Source organism: Alkalibacterium psychrotolerans (assembly GCF_054784355.1).
The window spans coordinates 1-18,979 of sequence record NZ_BAAGPH010000035.1; the positions used below are offsets into that span (position 1 = coordinate 1).

Sequence of the window (18,979 nt, forward strand, 5' to 3'; positions counted from 1 at the left end):
CTGAGCCAGGATCAAACTCTCGTTTTAAGTTTGAAAAGCTCATTTAAAAATTGTGAGTTAACTGTGTTAACTCGTTGTGTTGTCTTGATTCAATCAGATTGAACCGAAGACACCTGCACATTTGGTTGTTTCTACTTTGTTCAGTTTTCAAAGATCTATCTCGTTCGTTTGTTGTTGACGTGTTGTGTCAACTCTTACTATATTACATTGTTTTCAATTGTATGTCAACAAGTTTTTAAAATATTTTTTATATTTTTTAACGAGTTGTTTTGAAAGAAAACGTCGGTGTTGTTAATCAACAACGGATATAAATATACCAAGTTTCCCTTCAAACGTCAACTAGTTTTATAACATTTATTTAAAAAAAATTACAAATCCCTTTGTGCCGGGTTTTTTCTATGACTCTTTTTCCGGGCGCATAAACTCAAAGTCCGCTTCTCCATTTTTAGTGACTAGTAACAGCCCGTCTCCTATCGGAAGAATCGTTGCATCAATCTCAGGATGATCAAGAATCACATCTAAAAAAGCATTTAATTTCTTATGAATTTTTCGTCTTCTTTTAGGTACATCTTTTTCGTCATCCAGAATCGTGCCCCCTTGCAGCACATCATCCACTGCCAGCACCCCACCTTTTTTCAGGATTCTGTAGCAATCCGGGAAAAAATCGTAGTATTTCGCTTTAGCACTGTCCATAAAAATAAAGTCCATGGATTCTGTCTCAATTTTTTCAAGCCATTCATTCGCCTGGCCCTCCATCAATGTTACTTTGTCTTCAAGTCCAAGCGACTTGAAATTGGCTTTTGCTTTCTCAACCATGTCCGGGTTGCGCTCTATAGTAGAAACGTGTCCCTTAGCCCCTATAGTTTCACTTATTAAAGCCGCTGAAAAACCAATTGCCGTCCCGACTTCCAGTACGTGTTCAGGCTGCAGTATCGGCAGGAACCACTTGAAAAACACAACTGTTTCGTGAGGAATGACGGGCACTCTGTTGTCATTTGCCCATTTTTCAATTTCTCGCAACTGACCCGTCAGTTGTTTCTGATTGCTTCTTAAATAATCTCTTACCCGTTCGTGGATAACTGGCCGATCCATCATCTCATTTAACTTATGCATACTTTCTCCTCGTTTCCATTATTTCCTATATTTTACACTGAATATTCTACTTAACCAAGGCCGAATCTGTTATAATGAAAATGTGAAAACACGAAATTTCAGATGAGAAGGAGCTACACTAAAATGTTAATTAAACAATTATCTGTACCAAAAAGCAGCGTTACCACTATTTCAGAAGAAACAACGCTGGAAAAAGCCATTCAACTATTAGAAGAAACAGGTTTCCGATGCGTTCCCGTTTTGGATAAAAGTGGTAAGATTTTCCGCGGTAACATATATAAGATGCACATTTACCGTCATAAGGCTAACGGAGGAGATATGAATCTTCCAGTTACTCACCTACTTAAGAACGCGACTAAGTATGTTCACTTAAGTTCTTCTTTCTTCAAAATCTTTTTCATGATTAAGGATTTGCCTTACATCACTGTACTGGATGACAACAATCATTTTTACGGTATCCTGACTCACAGCACACTGATTGATTTGCTTCAGCAGTCCTGGAGTCTTGATCAGGGAAGTTTTGTTCTGACGATTGCTTCACCTGGTGAAAAAGGTGACTTGGCTAATATATCCAAACTGATTAACCGACACTGTTCAATTATGAGCTGTATCACCTTAGATGTTCAGAGAGAAAACATGCTGCGTCGTTTGATTATGACTCTGGAACCGGGTGTGACACGTAAAACCGTCGATGAAATTTCACGATTACTCGACAAAAAAGGCTACAAAGTTGTTCAAGTTGAAGACCTTCACAACGATTAATACTCTTACAAAAAAAGCAGCATTCACCGTCTCCTAAAGTGAGAGACACAGTGAATGCTGCATTTTTTATTTACTTATGCTTCCATTCGTTTATTGAAATCGAGTTTTTTATCCAGCGCTTGAACAATTGGGATACCAATCCCCATCGTCAGGAATTGTCCTAAGAATACTGTCAGGTAAGTAAACCAGAAGACTTCCTCTGCTCCAATAAGTAGCAGCATTAATGCAATCATAAAACTGAAGACTGAAAAGACTACAGTATTAATCAGCATCTTTTTAACAGGTGACTGAACGTATTTGCTAAGCAGGAAAAATACTGCAAAGGATACAATCGTATGTCCGACTCCCAGTACCCAGTCGTATAAGCCGAAAGGTGAAAAGACCAGATTGGTCAGTACTACACCGGCAGTCACTCCTACAGCATACTTTTTATTGAAGACCGCCAGATGATTAAGCATTTCCGACAGTCGGAATTGGATTGCTCCAAATCCAAATGGCGCAATCAGCATTGTAATCGCAAAGTAAAGCGACCCGATAATCGCATTCAAAACCCATTGTTTTGTTTTCATTGTCATTTCCTCCTAGTTTTTATATCGTGGGTTGGCACTTTCGAACCACGGTCTATTAAAACAACGAGAGTAAGTGTACCATTTCTTTCATTTGTTTTCAATATAAAAAAGCAGGCCTGCGTTTGGAGTGCACAGGTCTGCTTCTGACTAAGTATTAAACTTTAAATATGTTTGTATTTGTTGGACAGTCCAACACTTATTGCCAACGCCTCATCAACTAAGTTCATTGTTTCAGAGTTAAGCTGGGTAACTTGGTCTCTTAAACGCTGTTTATCAATAGTTCTGATTTGCTCAAGCAGAATAACAGAATTCTTTTCCAGTCCTTGCTTGGCACTTACTTCGACATGAGTCGGCATTTTTCCTTTTTCGATCTTTGTAGTTATTGCGGCAACAATAACAGTTGGGCTATACTTATTCCCGACATTATTTTGAACAATTAATACCGGGCGCATGCCCCCCTGTTCTGATCCCACAACCGGGGATAAATCTGCATAGAATATATCTCCACGTTTAACCATAGGCTTTCCTCCTCGAAGGAGCCTTTTGGATTAGATAATTATCTCGACATAATCGACATAAAAATTATTTTCAGATATGAGTATGCGCTTCGCTCTCGCAGTCATCAAATTCGGAGCAAATCTCCAGATTGATGCGTCCCATTTCTGTGTATCCTTTCCTCATGGCGTCCATTTTATTCACTGTGTCACGAACAAAGCATTGAAAAATTTCAGATAATAATTCAGATTCCTTAATATTTTCCTCATAACAATACTCTTCTATCTCTTCGTAAACTGACTGATCCAATTCGATTACCATTTTCCTGTTGTGCTGCTCTTCCATGAATATGCCCTCCAAAAGATTATTACCAGTAAAAGCTAATAATCAGCTTCCATACCAACAGAGTCAGAAGCTGCAATGAATACCCTAGCCATAAGAAAACGTATCTTCTTATTCCTGTTCTGTTAGTTTATCATGAAAAAACTGTGAATCATACCCAACTTTGTGACAATTCTTTGACTCGAAAAATCAGAATAGCACTGATTATGTTACTATTTTTCTAAAATAACCTGAGCAATAGCAAGTGTGTCAGTATGAGAAATTGAAACCCATGCGTTACCACTGAACGGACCCACCGTAATAACAGGTTTTCCTCGTGAATCTGGAAGTATCTCTATGTCCAAGAACGTCGTCTTCCCTATGCCCGTTCCGAGTGCTTTAGAAAAGGCTTCTTTTGCTGAAAAACGACCCGCAAGAAACTCGATTTGTCTGCTTCCTTTTAAGGCGTTAAAAATCTCCAGTTCTTTCTCAGTCAACACACGTTGCGAGAAAGTCGGCTTTCTTATGTAGGCTTTGTTGATCCGTTCAATTTCCACAACGTCTAGTCCGACGCCAACAATCATTTCTCTTCCTCAATTCCTCTTTTTAAGTGTAATCAGTCAGCTACTGTATAATGTTACCAGATTCACCACTGAATGTCATTTAATATCGCATAATAACAGGAAAAAGCCGCCACTCCTCTCTTAAAGGGAGACCCTTTTAAGATGAGAGTGACGGCTGTTTAACCTTTTTAGTTGTGCTTACTTGCTACTAGGGCGACGGCTTCCTGAGCGGCCTTTCCCTCTGTTATCGTTTGAACGACCTTTTCCTTTGTAGTTCCCGCGGTTTCCACCTTTACCTTTATAGTTACGGTTTCCGCCTTTACCTCCGCCACCACGGCGCTTGTCCTTGTTTGGCAGTGGACGTTGAGGGGTAATTTTAACAGGTACATCTGTCGGATCTTTTACAATCGACTTGACCAGTGCAGCAGCTAAATCTTCAGCTGAATAAGAGCTGAGTAATTTCTCAGCAGCAGCTTCATATTTGTCCAGACCGTTTTTATCTATCAATGACTGGATGTCCTCCATAGCAGTCTGCAGCTGGCTTTCAAGCGCTTCGTCACTTGTTGGTGGACGAAGAGACGTCATCGGCTGGTTAGTCAGTTTTTCAATGGTACGCAAGTAACCCATTTCATGCGGTGTCACAAAGGTTACCGATACGCCTTCTTCGCCTGCTCGGCCTGTACGGCCGATACGGTGCACATAGCTTTCAGGATCTTGAGGGATATCGTAGTTATACACATGCGACAGGCCTGTAACATCAAGACCACGAGCTGCTACGTCAGTTGCAACGAGAATGTCGATGCTTCCTTTTTTGAAGTCTTTCAGAACACTCATACGCTTGCTCTGTGAAAGGTCTCCATGGATTCCTTCAGCAGTGTATCCGCGCATTTCCAGACCTTTTGCCAGTTCGTCTACACGTTTTTTTGTACGGCCGAAAATGATAGCTGATTTCGGATTCTGAACGTCAATCAGACGTGTCATGATATCAAACTTCTCATTATCTCTCGCTTTAGTATAGAACTGTTCAATTGTTGAAGCAGTCAGCATTTTAGTCTTGATGCGTACAGTTTCAGGGCTGTGCATGAATCGCTCGGCAATACGCTTAATCGGTCCAGGCATGGTCGCTGAAAACAGCAATGTCTGACGTTCTGCAGGTACTTCTTTGATAATTGTTTCGATATCATCAATGAAGCCCATGTTAAGCATTTCGTCTGCTTCATCTAAAACAAGTGTTTCTACTTGGTTCAGCTTAAGTGTTTTACGACGAATATGGTCTAGCATACGACCCGGTGTCCCAACAACAATCTGAGCGCCACCTTTAATTTGCTTAATCTGACGGCTGATATCCGCACCACCATAGACACATGTTACTTTAACACGCTTGTCTTTGCTTAAACGGAATATTTCTTCCTGTACTTGAATAGCCAATTCACGTGTCGGTGCAATAACCAGACCTTGAACGTTATGGTTTTTGACATCGATTTTCTGAAGCATTGGTAAGCCGAATGCGGCTGTTTTCCCTGTTCCTGTCTGAGCTTGCCCGATAACATCTTTACCTGCTAATGCTAGAGGGATAGTCTGCTCCTGGATGGGTGTTGTTTCTTCAAATCCCATGTTCTGTACAGATTTGAGTAGTTCTGGTAGTAAATCTAATTCGCTAAATTTCAAAAAGTGTTTCCTCCTATTATTTTCCTTAGCGTCAATTCGTTTGCGAGCCAAGGGGGAGTTACTCCATAACAGAAGAACTACAGAACTAAATGAAAAAACAGTTTCTGTTCTTTCATACAAAGACCCTAGCGTACGTCACTTGAATTCGATGCCGGTACACCAGGGTTATTAGTTAACTTGACTCAGTATTTAATTTTATATTATTAGCTACGGATAAAAAACATTATCCACTAAACGAACGGATCGCTTATTCCAAAAGTCATCTTATCACGTACTCGGCTTGTTTTCAACTCGTTTTCATGAATAACTTAATGAATACGTTTTATCTGTTTTCTCTGTGACTTAACTCCGACACAACTTCCAGCAGACCTGTACTTAAGCTTGACTTGACCAGTACAGTATCCTCTGCTTTAAGATTAGCTTTTAGAAAATCAGTCAGCTCAGTTTTGTCACCGGAAAAATGGACCCGTTGAGATTCAGACATATTGGGCGTCAGCTTTTCATCCAGCGCCTGCATTTCTTTTCCATATAAGACAAGCAAATCAATTTTCTCAGGCGAAATGGCTTCACTGAGACTTTCGTGCATCTCCTTAGTCTGATCACCTAATTCAAGAACGTCTCCCAGTACCACAACGCGTCGCCCTGGCAAATCGATGTTCTGAAAGTAGTTCAGAACAGCCTTCATGGAAGAAGGGCTAGCATTGTAGGCGTCATTTAAAATAGTCGTTTCGTTTATGCCATCTACCCATTCCAGACGATTTTTGGTGAGCTGAAAGTTTTCCAATTGGTTAAAGGCTTCTTCCTGAGAAATGCCCAGTACTTCTCCAGCCAGAATCGCAGACAGAGCATTCTGAACATTATAAATTCCCGGTATAGGTAATCGGCATTCTAAATCAGGCTGACTATTGGTGGCGAAGACGGTATGTCTGACTTCTGAATTTGCTTCGACAGCATACTTGTCTGCTTCTTCGGTTTTACCAAAAGTTAGAAAGCGGCCAACTGTATCTTTTGCATAGCCAGCTGTCACTTTATCGTGTAAAAGGGGCTCGTCAATCGGATAAATCAGCGTTCCGTTTTTCATCCCGTCTACTATTTCCAGTTTCGCTTGAGATATGGCGTCACGTGAGCCTAAAAATTCGATGTGGGATTCACCAATCATCGTAATGATGGCGATATCCGGTTCTGCCATGTTCGACAGCAGGTTGATTTCGCCACTCTCACTCATACCCATTTCGAGAACAAGCACTTCGGTATCGGCCGGCATTCTTAAAATAGTATGCGGCATACCTAAGTGATTATTGAAGTTTCCTTCTGTTTTATGGGTACGGTAACGAGCAGATGCAACAGCCGCCACCATATCTTTTGTCGTGGTTTTTCCATTACTTCCGGTTACACCGACAATTTTCGGCCCGACTTTTTTCAAGTAATAACGAGCAAAATCCTGGAAGGCTTTCTCTGTATCACTTACTTGAATCAGCGGAAAATCACCTGGAGCATGTGTCAGTTCGTCGCTCCACAGACTGGCTGCAGCTCCCTTGTCTATAGCAGCCTGAATAAATTCATGGCCATTTCTTTCAGCGGTCAAAGGGATAAACAAGTCCCCTTCTTCCAGCAGACGTGTGTCGAATGATACCCCTCTAATTGTCTCGTCGCCTTTTCCGGCCAGCAGTTTGCCGTTAACGGCCTCTGTAATTTCTTTTAATGTCCAACTTGGCATAATACTCTCCATTTCCATTTCTTGACTGTACGGTTATTTATTGCGTCGCGTGCTGATTTCATGGCGGTCTTTATGGCGTCTGATTCCCAGCTGAATAACTTCTTCAATTAAATCCTGGTAAGGCAGGCCCGTTTTTGCCCATACTCTCGGGTACATACTGGTCTTTGTGAAACCAGGAAATGTATTGACTTCATTGAGGTAAACATCGCCCTCTTCCGTCAGGAAAAAGTCTGCGCGTGATACCCCACTGCCATCGATTGCATGAAACGCCTGCGCCGCGAGTTCTCTTAATCTCTTCGTTAATTCCGGTGAAATATCAGAAGGTACCTGGCGGAAGACTTCTTCATTCAAGTACTTATCTTCATAGGCATAGAATGGTTTGTTCTTCACCAGCTCTCCCGGAACGGATGTGTGAATATCTTCGTTACCTAAAACGGCCACTTCGATTTCTCGGGCTTTTACGCTTTTTTCAACGACCACTCGGTGATCATATTCGAAAGCTAGATCAACAGCTTCTTTCAGTTTATCTTTGTCCAGTACGCGGGTAATACCCACACTTGAACCTAAATTTGCCGGCTTAACATACATCGGATAGTCAAATTCAGCTGCGAGTTCATCAACCACTTTCGCAGCATCCACTCTCCAGTCTGTCAGTCTGACTTCTTTATAGGGAAGAATCGGCAGTCCCGCTTCCTTGAACACACTCTTGCTGATAATTTTGTCCATGCCTACTGCACTGGCCAATACACCGGCGCCAACGTAAGGAATATCAAAGACTTCAAACAAGCCCTGAACGGTTCCGTCTTCTCCATTTGGACCATGAAGTACAGGAAATGCAACAGACTCTCCTTCCATCATTTCAATAAAGTTAAAGGGTGTCTTGGCTTTTACATCGTTCATTTCATCAAAGCTGACCACTTCATCCAGCTGGTTGATGTCTTCCCCTCTGAACCATTTGCCTTCTCTCGTAATGTAAACAGGTATAACAGTGTAGTGCTCATAATAAATTATGTTCAAAATAGAATGTGCTGATTTAATGGAGACTTCATGCTCCGCACTTTTTCCACCGTAAATTAAGTAAAGTTTCATCTGTTTCCTCCTAAGTTAACCCAACCATTTTTATAGACAAGCGTGATGCAAAATACAATTCTATTTTAACATACTTTGATTAATCTACACTATTATTCTATTATGCCTGGCGAAAAAAGCGCATCAAAAAAAGCCCTGGAGACCAGAGCTTTAAATCGATTATTCTCCCAAGTTGTATTTCTTGTTGAAACGATCGATACGTCCGTCTGCTTGAGCAAACTTCTGACGACCTGTATAAAACGGGTGAGAATCTGAAGAGATTTCCATACGGATAAGTGGGTACTCGTTTCCGTCTTCCCATTCTACTGTTTCGCTGGCTGTTTTAGTAGACCCTGACATGAATTTAAATCCTGTCGTTGTGTCCATAAACACCACTTGACGATATTCTGGATGAATTCCTTGTTTCATATCTTTTTCACTCCTTCATGCCATGAAATCTTTGCGATTCCATAGTTCTCTTAACCTTCAATTATAGACAGTCTGTTGACACTGAGTGCCTTCTTCTTGTCCAATTCTTTATATATGCAACATTACATATAATAGCATGGATTTTTTCCGGATGCAACAGTTAATTTACTCTATCCGCCGTGTGTTACTGTTTGAGCACTTTTTCGACAAATGCTTCATTTTTGCCATATCGTCTCAGTGTTTTAATGAACTGATCCGTATACTCAAGCGAATCATTGCGCATCCCGCGACGCAGCTTGTAAACTGCCTCGTGTTCTTTCTTAGTCAACAGCATCTCTTCTTTACGCGTACTTGAACGTTTAATATCGATAGCTGGATAAATACGTCTTTCTGCCAGTTCTCTCGACAGGTGAACCTCCATATTACCGGTCCCTTTAAACTCTTCATAAATGACATCATCCATGCGGCTTCCTGTATCTACGAGTGCCGTCGCGACAATGGTCATGCTTCCGCCTTCTTCAACGTTACGAGCCGAACCGAAGAAACGTTTAGGTCTGTACAATGCAGCTGGATCAATCCCGCCGCTTAATGTGCGCCCACTCGGCTGCTCCACTAAATTGTAGGCTCGTGCAAGTCGGGTGATGCTGTCCATCAGGATAACTACATCCTGCTTGTCTTCCACTAAACGCCGTGCGCGTTCAAGAACCAGTTCACTTACTTTTACGTGGTTTTGCGGCTGCTGGTCAAATGTTGAATGAACCACTTCTCCGTCAATACTACGTTCCAGGTCCGTCACTTCTTCCGGACGCTCATCAATCAGCAGAACAATCAGTTCAACTTCAGGATGATTGGCCTTAATCCCATTGGCGATTTCTTTCAGCAAGGTTGTCTTTCCGACTTTCGGCGGCGCAACAATCAATCCTCTCTGTCCGAAGCCAATCGGTGCAATCAAATCAATCATGCGAGCCGACAAGGCATTCTCATTGGACTCCAGATTGATTTTGCGATCCGGATAGAGAGGAGTCAGCGCCGGGAAATGCGGGCGTTCTCTTGCCTCTTCAGGATCTTTTCCGTTCACCAGCTGGACATTCATCAAACCGTAATAGCGTTCCCCCGCTTTAGGCGGACGGGCTGTTCCGGTAATCTTATCTCCATTTCTCAAACCAAAACGTGTCATTTGAGAAGCGGAAATGTAAATATCTTCATTACTGTGCGAATAATTTATCGGGCGCAGAAAACCAAAATCCTGGGTGCTGATTTTGTCCAGAACACCACTTACTTGAAAATAGCCCTGCTTCTCTTCTTGAGCACGAATAACTGCCAGAGATAACTCTTTTTTATTCATCTGACTGTAATACGGAATCTTCAAGCGTTTAGCGTGTTCATATATTTCTTTTAGTGTCAGATCTTTCAGCTCATTAAATGTTAAAAATTTAGCCACTCGTCTAATCCCCTATCCCTGTTCATCTCTCTCTTCCATGTATAAATCCGCTCCAAGAGCAGTCAGTTTTTCTACAATGTGGTCATATCCTCTTAAGATATTGTCTACACCGTCAATTTCAGTCTGTCCGTCGGCAATCAGCCCGGCCACAACCAGGCAGGCTCCGGCTCTCAAGTCGCTTGCTTTTACTTCAGCGCCTTCCAAATGCGTACCGCCTTCTATTAAGATTACATCACTTTCAACTCTCGCCTTTGCTCCCATACGGTTTAATTCCGGAATATGCTTGATGCGCTTAGGATAAATGGTGTCCACTATCATTGACTCACCTTCTGCCATCATCAACAGTGGCGTGAAAGGCTGCTGAAGGTCGGTCGCGAAGCCTGGGTAAGGAAGCGTCTTGATGGACACCCCTTTAAGAGGAGCTTCGGGTTTGGTAATACGGACATAGTCTTCTCCTATCTCCATAGGTACGCCCATTTCTTCCATTTTCGCAATCATACTTTCAAGGTGTTCAACGATGACATTGCGGATTATGACATCTTTTCCTTTAGCCGCAGCCATAATTAAATAAGTTCCCGCTTCGATACGGTCTGGGATAACCGTATGGCGGCAGCCGTGCATCTCTTCTACACCGTCAATACGAATGACATCTGTTCCAGCGCCTCTTACTTTAGCACCCATGTTATTCAATAATGTCGCTACATCAATGATTTCCGGTTCACGAGCCGCATTCTCGATAATAGTTCGGCCTTTTGCTTTAACTGCTGCAAGCATCACATTAATAGTCGCTCCAATAGAGACTACATCAAAGTAGATACGGGAAGCTTGAAGACCGTCTTCATCTGTTTTCAGATACATAGCGCCTAATTCATTCTCTACAGAAGCACCTAACGCTCTGAAGCCTTTCAAGTGCTGATCAATCGGACGCGGTCCAAGGAAACAGCCCCCTGGCAAGCCAACAACTCCCTGACCAAACTTAGTAAGCAGTGCCCCCATGAAATAATAGGAGGCTCTCAAGCTTTTAATTTTCCCGGTCGGCATAGGTATAGATACCATCTCTGTCGGGTCAATGGTCAACGTAGTGCCTTCGAATGTTGTCTTCACGTTCATGTCATTAAGTATTTCAATTAAGGAGTGGACGTCTGCTATGTTCGGCACGCCTTCCAGAGTAACTGGGCTGTCTGCCAGAATAGACGCCGGTATCAATGCAACCGTACTGTTCTTGGCACCTGAAATCGTCACTTCACCTGATAGATCATGTCCACCATTTACAATTAATTTCTGTGTCATTTTTATATCCTCACTTTTGATGTCTTTGTCGGTTAATTTCATTAGAGTCATTTACGTTACTAGTTTATCGATTCGGCGAGCGAAAGGCAACTTTTTGAGTCTTTCGTACAAGCTGAAGGCAAAAACCAGTTTTACTAAGTCGATGGGTAGAAATACGGTTAAATTCATGGTTAAAATACTGCTCAGAGAAAATGGCGTGTTCATCACATAATTCATCATCATATACTGGTACGTCATTCCCACTGCATACAGCAGAATAAGTGACAGCACCATAGCTGCCGATTTATAAAGATAGTTCCTCTTCTGCAGATAGGCTTTTCCTACTATCCAGGCCACAGCCAATGCACCAAGCAGGTAACCAAAGGACGGCGACAGTACACTCATCAGCCCACCTGTCCCACCGGCAAACACCGGCAAGCCGACTAAGCCCATAAACAGATAAAGGGCAACAACCATTATTCCTTTAAAGGGACCGAGTAGCGCAGGAAGGAAAAAGAAGAAAAACACTTGCAGAGTAATAGGAATCACACCAACCGGTATAACGATTAATGATGAAGCAGCGAGTAGTGCTGCAGATAATGCAACTTGAGTCAAATCATTTGAAGAGAGTCTCTTCATACTATAAAACCTTCTATCATTAAGTTAATTAACTATAATTTGTCAAACTAGTTTCAGTATAATCAAATCATTAATCCAATACAATCCTAATTCGGATAAACAAATGTGTGTTTTTATGAGCACAGTGCAATTGACACACTTTTATCACATCTCATGATTATACATAATCTATTTTACTAGTAATTAAAAATGCAGGAAACCCCTAAATCAGGAATTTCCTGCATATATTTATTCACTTTTAAAAGTCGTAGGCATCTTCTTTTTCCTGTGCCATTTTTTGATAAGTCTCTGACAGCAGATAGGTATTCTCAATTAGACGCTCAATTCTGAAATGGACATCCTCATTGATGATTTCTTTTCTGAAGAAATCTTTTTCTTCTATAAATAGATAATCCTGAACAATCTGTGCTTTCATGTAAGACAAAATGGGCTTCAGCTGTGTTTCAGCTATCAGAAAGTGCTTGACGGACCCGGCTGTCACAACAATACTGGCTACTTTATCTCTCAAACCATCCTGCGGCAGCAAATCAAAGACATTTTTCAGTGAGCCGGGAATGGACGCCTGGAAAATCGGTGTGCCAATAATAAGGGTGTCGGCGGCTATAATTGTTTCCGTTACCTGTTTCGTATCCCCTTTATACTCCCGGTAATCTCTTCCATCACTGAAGACCAGATCAAATTCACTCAAGTCCAGCAGGGTGATCTTTTCCTCAGGGTAATTCTTTTCAATTGTTTTTCTGACCGCTTCCATGGCCGTCCGTGTTTTGGAGCCGACTGTCGAACCGGATATGAGTACTGTAGACATAGAGTCACCTTCCTATTTCTTAGCTGTGTGCTTTTTAACTGCGGGTAGTATTTTTTCGCCGATGAGGTCAATATTCTTCATGATTTTATCAAATGGCACCCCGCCAAAATCCATCTGAGCAATATAGCGCTGATGCTTGAACTGTTCATGCTGATAGAGAATTTTTTCAATGATTTCTTCAGGACTACCGACATTCATGACGTTTTCCTTATGCTTTCCTTGGGCAAATGCTTGCTTAGGGAAGCCTCTTCCATTTGTCCGTTTCATTCCTTCATTGATATGAGGGTAGTATTCTCTGAATGCCTGCTGACTGGTGTCTGCCGCATAGAAAAAGCCGGCTGTCGCAACGGGAAATTCTTCAGAATTATGTCCCAGACTGTCAAGCGTTTCTCTGTAGGCATCAATGGGACGCTTGAATGCAGACACGGGACCACCCAGCATCGCCTGATACATAGGAACGCCCTGATAAGCTGCTTTTATGGCACTGGCCGGCGTTCCACCGACTGCACGCCAGATTGGCAGTTTGCCGGAATAAGGACGGGGCAGAATCTGCGCATCTACTAAAGGTTTTCTGAACTCGCCTTCCCAGTTGACTATTTCCTGCTGGTTAATTTTAAGCAGCAGTTCAAATTTTTCTTCAAAGAGTTCTTCATAGTCTCTTAAGTCATAGCCGAGCAGTTCAAAAAGCCCGACTCGTGATGCCCGTCCGGCGACTATTTCAGCCCGGCCTTTAGACAGCAAGTCAATCGTTGCAAAGTCTTCAAACACCCTGACCGGATCCGAGGTGCTTAAAATAGTTGATGAGCTGCTGACCTTCATTTTTTTGGTTGCCTGAGCAATGGCCGATAAAACCACCGAATGGGCCTGCGTCGTGAAATACTCCTGGTGACTTTCGCCCACACTGATTAAGTCAATGCCTGCTTCTTCTGCCAGTTTAGCCATCTCAACAATTTCTTCCAGACGCTGGTGAGCCGGGATACGCTTGTCTGTGTGCGGATTTGCTAAGTGATCCCCCAATGTGTACAAGCCAAATTCCAGTCCGTTACTTGGGTCTATTCTGTAGTCTTTAAAAGTCATCTACTCACTCTTCCTTATACTAGTTTTTGGGTTGGCTGGTTCTACTTACTCCAGTACAGATAGAGAACAAGTTTGCTGTTTACCTATCTGCGCCTGATAACCTTACTCAATTACCCAGTATACACTAGACACTAACAAAAAGTTAGTCTTTTGTTTCGAATTCGTTGCATTTTCATAATTTTATCATTAAAGCATTGAAAAGTGGAAAAGCGACGCCCGAGCGTCGCTTCCTTTTTGATTTATTCTTTGTTTGGCGCTGACTAAACTCGAAGAGGGCCAACTCAGCTGGCATGACATCAACCAGTTAGGCAGCCTGGCCTCAGGATGGTCGACTCATGGAGAAGCCAGCTCGTCAGTTGGGTAGCCTGGCCTCAGGATGGTCGACTCACGGAGAAACTACCTCGTCAGTTGGGTAGCCTGGCCTCAGGGTGGTCATCTCACGGAGAAACTACCTCGTCAGTTGGGTAGCCTGGCCTCAGGGTGGTCATCTCACGGAGAAACTACCTCGTCAGTTGGGTAGCCTCGTCTCAGACTACCCAACTCAACCATGATTTCTGTTTGAGTTGTACGTAGCATCAGAGAATTAGGTGTTTTCTGTTTAAAGAGGTTAAATATAATGCGTTCCTACTGACGATGAGGTCTTCTTATAGTGCTCTACGAGAATTCTCCGAATTCTCTTCCTTCTTATGTTTTCGCCACACCAGTCATACATCTTGGCAACTGTTACTTTGCTCTCAGGAAAAAGAAGTTTAAACTCTTCGATTTGTTTTAATGCAAGCTCAGTAACTGACATACTGTGATGACACCTTTTGCACGAAGAACTTCGCTGAGTTATTTTCATTTCATCCGAACCACATTCCCCATAAAAGAGCCCTTTCGCCATATCTCCGTATTTATATGTAGAGACTCTCCTGTTAATGGCGGCTTCTCTTTCGTGCACTTCCAGTAATTTGACTGAAAGCTGATTAGTTTTTTGGGAAAGTTGTGAAGCGTTGGAATGCAGCGAACTGAGACGATTAAAGTGACTGCTGATTTGACCCGGAAAAATAATCGGGTCTTCCGGCTGGGCACAGTAAATTGTGCAAGTTGAATCCACTAGTATAATATTCGCTTCAACAGTCATATGCATACCCCAAATCTGAAACAACTGGCGCAACAGCGATGAGCTCCTCTTCAGCTGAGTAAGGGGATTGGAAATTTCCTGACCTGCTAATGTATAAATATTGCCGCCCTTCATGACATAATCACCGGCGTAACTCTTGACCTCATACATATACACTTTGTCTGCTGTTATAATCAGAGAATCAACCTGAAATTTGTTTCCCTTTACAATAAGCTGCAGATCATGCAATACGTCCCCTTCTCCTTGAAGAGTCTTCTCAATCATTTCATCAAACTTCTTTTCACCTTCAAAACCTTTTATTCTATTTGCCTTTGACTGTTTTTGTTCAAATGACAAGGGCAGTCGTTTTTCCATAGCTTTAAAAATCAGCACCTGTAGTGGTTCTTCCCGTAACTTAACAATCTGCATCTTTCATGCTCCTTCAGTCCTATTTTCTTCTATTAGTTATATTGTCAAATCATCCTGAAAGTCACGAAATAGTCTTAGTTCTATTATTAGTATTATCTGAATGCAAAAAAACACCTCTTCAGAACGATAAATCGCTCAAAAGAGGTGCCATGTTAATGACTTATATTAAACTTAAGCTTTGTTTGAAGAACCGAATTCTCTCATTTTAGCTTTAGTTGTTTCAGTGATGTTTTCTTTACCAGGTCCGATGATTTTACGTGGATCGTAAACTTTGTCGTTGTTGGCAATGACTTCACGTGTGCGTCGAGTCCATACTTGCTGTAACTCAGTGTTAACGTTAATTTTAGTATGACCGTATTCGATTGCTTTTTCGATTTGGTGAGTTGGAATTCCTGACCCACCGTGCAGTACTAATGGAGCACCAGTCAAGTCAGAAATTTCTTTCATTTCGTCGAAGCCAAGTTTAGGCTCGCCATCGTAGTCGCCGTGAACAGAACCTAAAGCCGCTGCTAATGCATCGATTCCAGCTTCGTCTACCATACGCTTACACTCTTCTTTGTCTGCGTACATAACACCACCAACAACACCGTCTTCTTCTCCGCCGACAGTTCCGATTTCCGCTTCAACTGAAGCACCATTAGCGTGAGCGTACTCAACAACTTTTTTAGTGAAGGAAATGTTATCTTCAATCGGGTCGTGTGAGTGGTCAATCATAACTGAAGAGAATCCAGCATCAATTGCTTCTTTACATTTGTCGAAAGAAGAACCGTGGTCCAGGTGCAATGCAACAGGAACAGTAATGTCCATTTCTTCCAGTAATGCATTTACCATTGCGGAAACAACAGTGAATCCACCCATGTATTTAGCTGCTCCTTCAGAAACACCTAAGATAACTGGAGATTTTTCTTCCTGTGCTGCCTGTAAAATGGCTTGTGTCCATTCCAGGTTGTTGATGTTGAATTGCCCAACTGCATATTTTTCAGCCAAAGCTTTGTTCAACATATCTGTCATACTTACTAAACGACTCATAAATATAGCCTCCTCAAAATTTTGCGCACTTTTTAAACCGATATACGCACTCGGTCTCATCTACAATTATATACAAAACGTCACCATAAAACTAGTCATATTCATCATCTTCTGACGGAATTTGTGTTTATTTTCATAAACTTTTCATTCATCCGCCCAGTTAGCTGCTTTTGTTTTCAAGCGACTTCTCTATAAAGGCTTTAAACAAAGGCTGCGGACGGTTCGGACGCGAAATGAATTCCGGATGGAACTGACAGCCGACAAAGTAAGGGTGATCTTTCACTTCAATGATTTCCACTAAACGGTTGTCCGGTGACACACCTGAAAAGATTAGTCCTTTTTCCTCCAGCTGCTCACGGTACTCATTGTTAAATTCATAGCGGTGGCGGTGTCGTTCCTGGACCACTTCCTGATTGTCGTAGGCTGCGGCAGTCACTGTGCCTTCCTGCAACTGGCACGGGTACAGCCCCAGTCTCAACGTACCGCCCATGTCGGTGACATTTTTCTGGTCCGGCATCAAGTCAATGATATTATGCGTTACATCCGGGTTCACTTCAGCTGAACCCGCATCCTCAAGTTTGGCGACGTTTCTGGCAAATTCTACAGCCGCCAGCTGCATGCCCAGGCAGATTCCGAAGAACGGCACCTTATTTTCTCTGGCATACTGAATCGCCAGCATCTTGCCTTCCAGACCGCGTTCGCCAAAGCCTCCCGGCACCAGAACGCCATCAACGTCCTGCAGTTCTCTGACCACTTCTTCTGGAGAAAGGGTTTCAGCATTGACCCATTTGATGGCTACATCAGCATCAGCTGCATAACCGGCATGTTTCAGCGCTTCTACAACGGACAGGTAGGCATCCGGCAGTTCAACGTATTTGCCGACAATCGCAATACGCACATCTTTCTTCAAGTTGAGTACTCTTTCTTCCAGTTGCTTCCATTCTGTCATGTCTGCTTCCGGTACGTCCAGTTTCAAGTGATCGACTACAATCTGATCCAGTCCTTGTTTTTGCAGGTTCAAAGGAATGGTATAGAGGGTTTCCACATCCAGCGATTCAATGACCGCTTTGGAATCCACATCTGTAAAGAGCGCCAGCTTGTCTTTTGTATGCTGGTCAACCGGGTATTCTGAGCGGACAATCAGGACATTCGGCTGAATCCCCAAACTGCGGAGTTCCTTAACGCTGTGTTGAGTCGGTTTGGTTTTCATTTCGCCGGCTGCTTTCAGATAAGGAATCAACGTTGTATGCAGATACATCACGTTATCCGCACCAACGTCACTCTTCATTTGGCGCAGGGCTTCTAGAAACGGCAGAGATTCAATATCCCCAACTGTTCCGCCGACTTCTGTAATGACGACATCCGAATCTGTTGTCTGAGCGGCCCGTCTGATTTTTTTCTTGATTTCGTCTGTAATGTGCGGGATGACTTGAACGGTTGCACCTAAATAATCCCCGCGGCGTTCTTTGTTGATGACTTCCGAGTAGACTTTTCCGGTCGTGACGTTGGAAAACTGATTCAAGTTAATATCAATGAAACGCTCGTAGTGGCCTAAGTCCAAGTCTGTTTCTGCCCCGTCGTCCGTCACAAATACTTCTCCGTGCTGATACGGACTCATTGTTCCCGGGTCCACGTTAATATACGGATCAAACTTCTGGATCGTTACTTTCAAACCTCTGTTCTTCAGCAGTCGTCCAAGCGAAGCGGCAGCAATCCCTTTTCCGATTGATGATACAACGCCACCTGTTACAAATATATACTTTGTCATTTTATGTCCCTCCACTTTTTATTATGGGAAAACAGTCTGCTCATAAAACAGAAAACTCCCTATTCTAAATCAATAGAATAGGGAGCGTATTGGTTGTTTACTCTGCTTCTGACCCTCTCGCCTGATAAAAATCGACGTAGGGTGCCCAATGAATAGTTTAAAGATTCCCATCTCGCTAGTCAAGAAAAAATCACTGAAAAAAACAATTGTTTTAATTCCTGTTTCAACTTCCCGCTCTTGAAGGATTCACTTTTATAGGCTGATTGGCTACCTAAACTAAAACCATGCCAGCATTCGTTAATTGACCTAGCCTTTCTGATATTAAGTAGGAGTCGTTGGATCATTTTAAGTGAGTTGTATGAAATCGAGCACATTAGATACAACCCGTTCGACAACTACCGTTCACTTGTATTTAGAATGGTTTTCTAGATACAACTCATGATTCAAAAATTTGGTCAGTTGTATTCTGAACTCCTGTCTGTATACAACTGGGGCTTTTTTGAATTGGCGGGTTTTATCCTGCAGCGCTTTCTAAATACAACTCGATTGAAAGGATAATTTTACTTGTAGCAAAAACCTATTATTTAATACAACTCATTCGTTTTCAGGTCAATCAGTGGTATCCAGCTGGAGCAGGAGTACAGTAATAAACTAAATAACTGATGAGACTGACCACATTCCTAACTTAATACCCCTCTAAAAGCTTTTCAAGAGG

The 18,979-nt window shown here is 42.4% G+C and carries 18 protein-coding genes; 1 reads left to right on the forward strand and 17 read right to left on the reverse strand.

Annotated elements, in window-relative coordinates; genetic code table 11:
- Positions 1-396: 396 nt before the first annotated feature.
- The gene (locus ACYVLS_RS06485) at positions 397-1,113 is read right to left on the reverse strand and encodes an O-methyltransferase (protein WP_460322640.1); all 717 of its coding nucleotides are present in this window, start codon (positions 1,111-1,113) and stop codon (positions 397-399) included.
- Positions 1,114-1,236: 123 nt separating this feature from the next.
- On the opposite strand from ACYVLS_RS06485, the gene cbpA reads away from it, so the two are divergent.
- Positions 1,237-1,875 (forward strand): cyclic di-AMP binding protein CbpA, encoded by a 639-nt coding sequence (cbpA, locus tag ACYVLS_RS06490; RefSeq protein ID WP_460322642.1) that lies wholly within the window; start codon positions 1,237-1,239, stop codon positions 1,873-1,875.
- A gap of 74 nt (positions 1,876-1,949) precedes the next feature.
- Here cbpA and ACYVLS_RS06495 read toward each other — a convergent pair whose 3' ends face one another.
- From ACYVLS_RS06495 to ACYVLS_RS06570, 16 genes are all read right to left on the reverse strand, one after another.
- Positions 1,950-2,444: a QueT transporter family protein gene (locus ACYVLS_RS06495; RefSeq protein WP_460322645.1), complete on the reverse strand. Its 495-nt coding sequence runs from the start codon at positions 2,442-2,444 to the stop codon at positions 1,950-1,952.
- Between the two features lie 161 nt (positions 2,445-2,605).
- Positions 2,606-2,962 (reverse strand): type II toxin-antitoxin system PemK/MazF family toxin, encoded by a 357-nt coding sequence (locus ACYVLS_RS06500; RefSeq protein WP_228588290.1) that lies wholly within the window; start codon positions 2,960-2,962, stop codon positions 2,606-2,608.
- 70 nt (positions 2,963-3,032) lie between these two features.
- On the reverse strand, positions 3,033-3,284 hold the full coding sequence (locus tag ACYVLS_RS06505) for a hypothetical protein (protein ID WP_460322648.1): 252 nt from the start codon (positions 3,282-3,284) through the stop codon (positions 3,033-3,035).
- Between the two features lie 209 nt (positions 3,285-3,493).
- Positions 3,494-3,844, reverse strand: coding sequence for a holo-ACP synthase (gene acpS, locus ACYVLS_RS06510; protein WP_460322650.1), 351 nt, complete (start codon positions 3,842-3,844; stop codon positions 3,494-3,496).
- A gap of 177 nt (positions 3,845-4,021) precedes the next feature.
- The gene (locus tag ACYVLS_RS06515; RefSeq protein ID WP_460322652.1) at positions 4,022-5,491 is read right to left on the reverse strand and encodes a DEAD/DEAH box helicase; all 1,470 of its coding nucleotides are present in this window, start codon (positions 5,489-5,491) and stop codon (positions 4,022-4,024) included.
- Positions 5,492-5,813: 322 nt separating this feature from the next.
- Positions 5,814-7,208, reverse strand: a complete 1,395-nt coding sequence (locus ACYVLS_RS06520; RefSeq protein ID WP_460322654.1) for a UDP-N-acetylmuramoyl-tripeptide--D-alanyl-D-alanine ligase — start codon at positions 7,206-7,208, stop codon at positions 5,814-5,816.
- Positions 7,209-7,241: 33 nt separating this feature from the next.
- On the reverse strand, positions 7,242-8,297 hold the full coding sequence (locus ACYVLS_RS06525; protein WP_460322656.1) for a D-alanine--D-alanine ligase family protein: 1,056 nt from the start codon (positions 8,295-8,297) through the stop codon (positions 7,242-7,244).
- 159 nt (positions 8,298-8,456) lie between these two features.
- Positions 8,457-8,705: a type B 50S ribosomal protein L31 gene (locus ACYVLS_RS06530; RefSeq protein ID WP_460322659.1), complete on the reverse strand. Its 249-nt coding sequence runs from the start codon at positions 8,703-8,705 to the stop codon at positions 8,457-8,459.
- A gap of 184 nt (positions 8,706-8,889) precedes the next feature.
- Positions 8,890-10,146 (reverse strand): transcription termination factor Rho, encoded by a 1,257-nt coding sequence (gene rho / locus ACYVLS_RS06535; RefSeq protein WP_460322662.1) that lies wholly within the window; start codon positions 10,144-10,146, stop codon positions 8,890-8,892.
- A 12-nt stretch (positions 10,147-10,158) separates the two neighbouring features.
- A complete protein-coding gene (locus tag ACYVLS_RS06540) occupies positions 10,159-11,436 on the reverse strand; it encodes a UDP-N-acetylglucosamine 1-carboxyvinyltransferase (RefSeq protein ID WP_460322664.1) in 1,278 nt (425 codons plus the stop codon).
- Positions 11,437-11,487: 51 nt separating this feature from the next.
- Positions 11,488-12,054, reverse strand: a complete 567-nt coding sequence (locus tag ACYVLS_RS06545) for a biotin transporter BioY (protein WP_460322668.1) — start codon at positions 12,052-12,054, stop codon at positions 11,488-11,490.
- Between the two features lie 238 nt (positions 12,055-12,292).
- Positions 12,293-12,859 carry an NADPH-dependent FMN reductase gene (locus tag ACYVLS_RS06550; protein WP_460322670.1) on the reverse strand — a complete coding sequence of 189 codons (567 nt, stop codon included), beginning with the start codon at positions 12,857-12,859 and terminating at the stop codon, positions 12,293-12,295.
- A 12-nt stretch (positions 12,860-12,871) separates the two neighbouring features.
- On the reverse strand, positions 12,872-13,936 hold the full coding sequence (locus tag ACYVLS_RS06555) for an LLM class flavin-dependent oxidoreductase (RefSeq protein ID WP_460322673.1): 1,065 nt from the start codon (positions 13,934-13,936) through the stop codon (positions 12,872-12,874).
- Positions 13,937-14,543: 607 nt separating this feature from the next.
- A complete protein-coding gene (locus tag ACYVLS_RS06560) occupies positions 14,544-15,467 on the reverse strand; it encodes a nuclease-related domain-containing protein (protein ID WP_460322676.1) in 924 nt (307 codons plus the stop codon).
- Between the two features lie 171 nt (positions 15,468-15,638).
- Complete coding sequence (fba, locus tag ACYVLS_RS06565) at positions 15,639-16,496, reverse strand: class II fructose-1,6-bisphosphate aldolase (protein ID WP_460322678.1); 858 nt, start codon at positions 16,494-16,496, stop codon at positions 15,639-15,641.
- A gap of 160 nt (positions 16,497-16,656) precedes the next feature.
- Positions 16,657-18,264 (reverse strand): CTP synthase, encoded by a 1,608-nt coding sequence (locus tag ACYVLS_RS06570; RefSeq protein WP_460322681.1) that lies wholly within the window; start codon positions 18,262-18,264, stop codon positions 16,657-16,659.
- Positions 18,265-18,979: the final 715 nt, after the last annotated feature.

What these genes read in the sequence shown, in the direction of transcription:
- ACYVLS_RS06485 (WP_460322640.1), bottom strand. Translation starts at nt 1,113, where the DNA reads ATGCATAAGTTAAATGAGATGATGGATCGGCCAGTTATCCACGAACGG.
- cbpA (WP_460322642.1), top strand. Translation starts at nt 1,237, where the DNA reads ATGTTAATTAAACAATTATCTGTACCAAAAAGCAGCGTTACCACTATT.
- ACYVLS_RS06495 (WP_460322645.1), bottom strand. Translation starts at nt 2,444, where the DNA reads ATGAAAACAAAACAATGGGTTTTGAATGCGATTATCGGGTCGCTTTAC.
- ACYVLS_RS06500 (WP_228588290.1), bottom strand. Translation starts at nt 2,962, where the DNA reads ATGGTTAAACGTGGAGATATATTCTATGCAGATTTATCCCCGGTTGTG.
- ACYVLS_RS06505 (WP_460322648.1), bottom strand. Translation starts at nt 3,284, where the DNA reads ATGGAAGAGCAGCACAACAGGAAAATGGTAATCGAATTGGATCAGTCA.
- acpS (WP_460322650.1), bottom strand. Translation starts at nt 3,844, where the DNA reads ATGATTGTTGGCGTCGGACTAGACGTTGTGGAAATTGAACGGATCAAC.
- ACYVLS_RS06520 (WP_460322654.1), bottom strand. Translation starts at nt 7,208, where the DNA reads ATGCCAAGTTGGACATTAAAAGAAATTACAGAGGCCGTTAACGGCAAA.
- ACYVLS_RS06525 (WP_460322656.1), bottom strand. Translation starts at nt 8,297, where the DNA reads ATGAAACTTTACTTAATTTACGGTGGAAAAAGTGCGGAGCATGAAGTC.
- ACYVLS_RS06530 (WP_460322659.1), bottom strand. Translation starts at nt 8,705, where the DNA reads ATGAAACAAGGAATTCATCCAGAATATCGTCAAGTGGTGTTTATGGAC.
- ACYVLS_RS06540 (WP_460322664.1), bottom strand. Translation starts at nt 11,436, where the DNA reads ATGACACAGAAATTAATTGTAAATGGTGGACATGATCTATCAGGTGAA.
- ACYVLS_RS06545 (WP_460322668.1), bottom strand. Translation starts at nt 12,054, where the DNA reads ATGAAGAGACTCTCTTCAAATGATTTGACTCAAGTTGCATTATCTGCA.
- ACYVLS_RS06550 (WP_460322670.1), bottom strand. Translation starts at nt 12,859, where the DNA reads ATGTCTACAGTACTCATATCCGGTTCGACAGTCGGCTCCAAAACACGG.
- ACYVLS_RS06555 (WP_460322673.1), bottom strand. Translation starts at nt 13,936, where the DNA reads ATGACTTTTAAAGACTACAGAATAGACCCAAGTAACGGACTGGAATTT.
- ACYVLS_RS06560 (WP_460322676.1), bottom strand. Translation starts at nt 15,467, where the DNA reads ATGCAGATTGTTAAGTTACGGGAAGAACCACTACAGGTGCTGATTTTT.
- fba (WP_460322678.1), bottom strand. Translation starts at nt 16,496, where the DNA reads ATGAGTCGTTTAGTAAGTATGACAGATATGTTGAACAAAGCTTTGGCT.
- ACYVLS_RS06570 (WP_460322681.1), bottom strand. Translation starts at nt 18,264, where the DNA reads ATGACAAAGTATATATTTGTAACAGGTGGCGTTGTATCATCAATCGGA.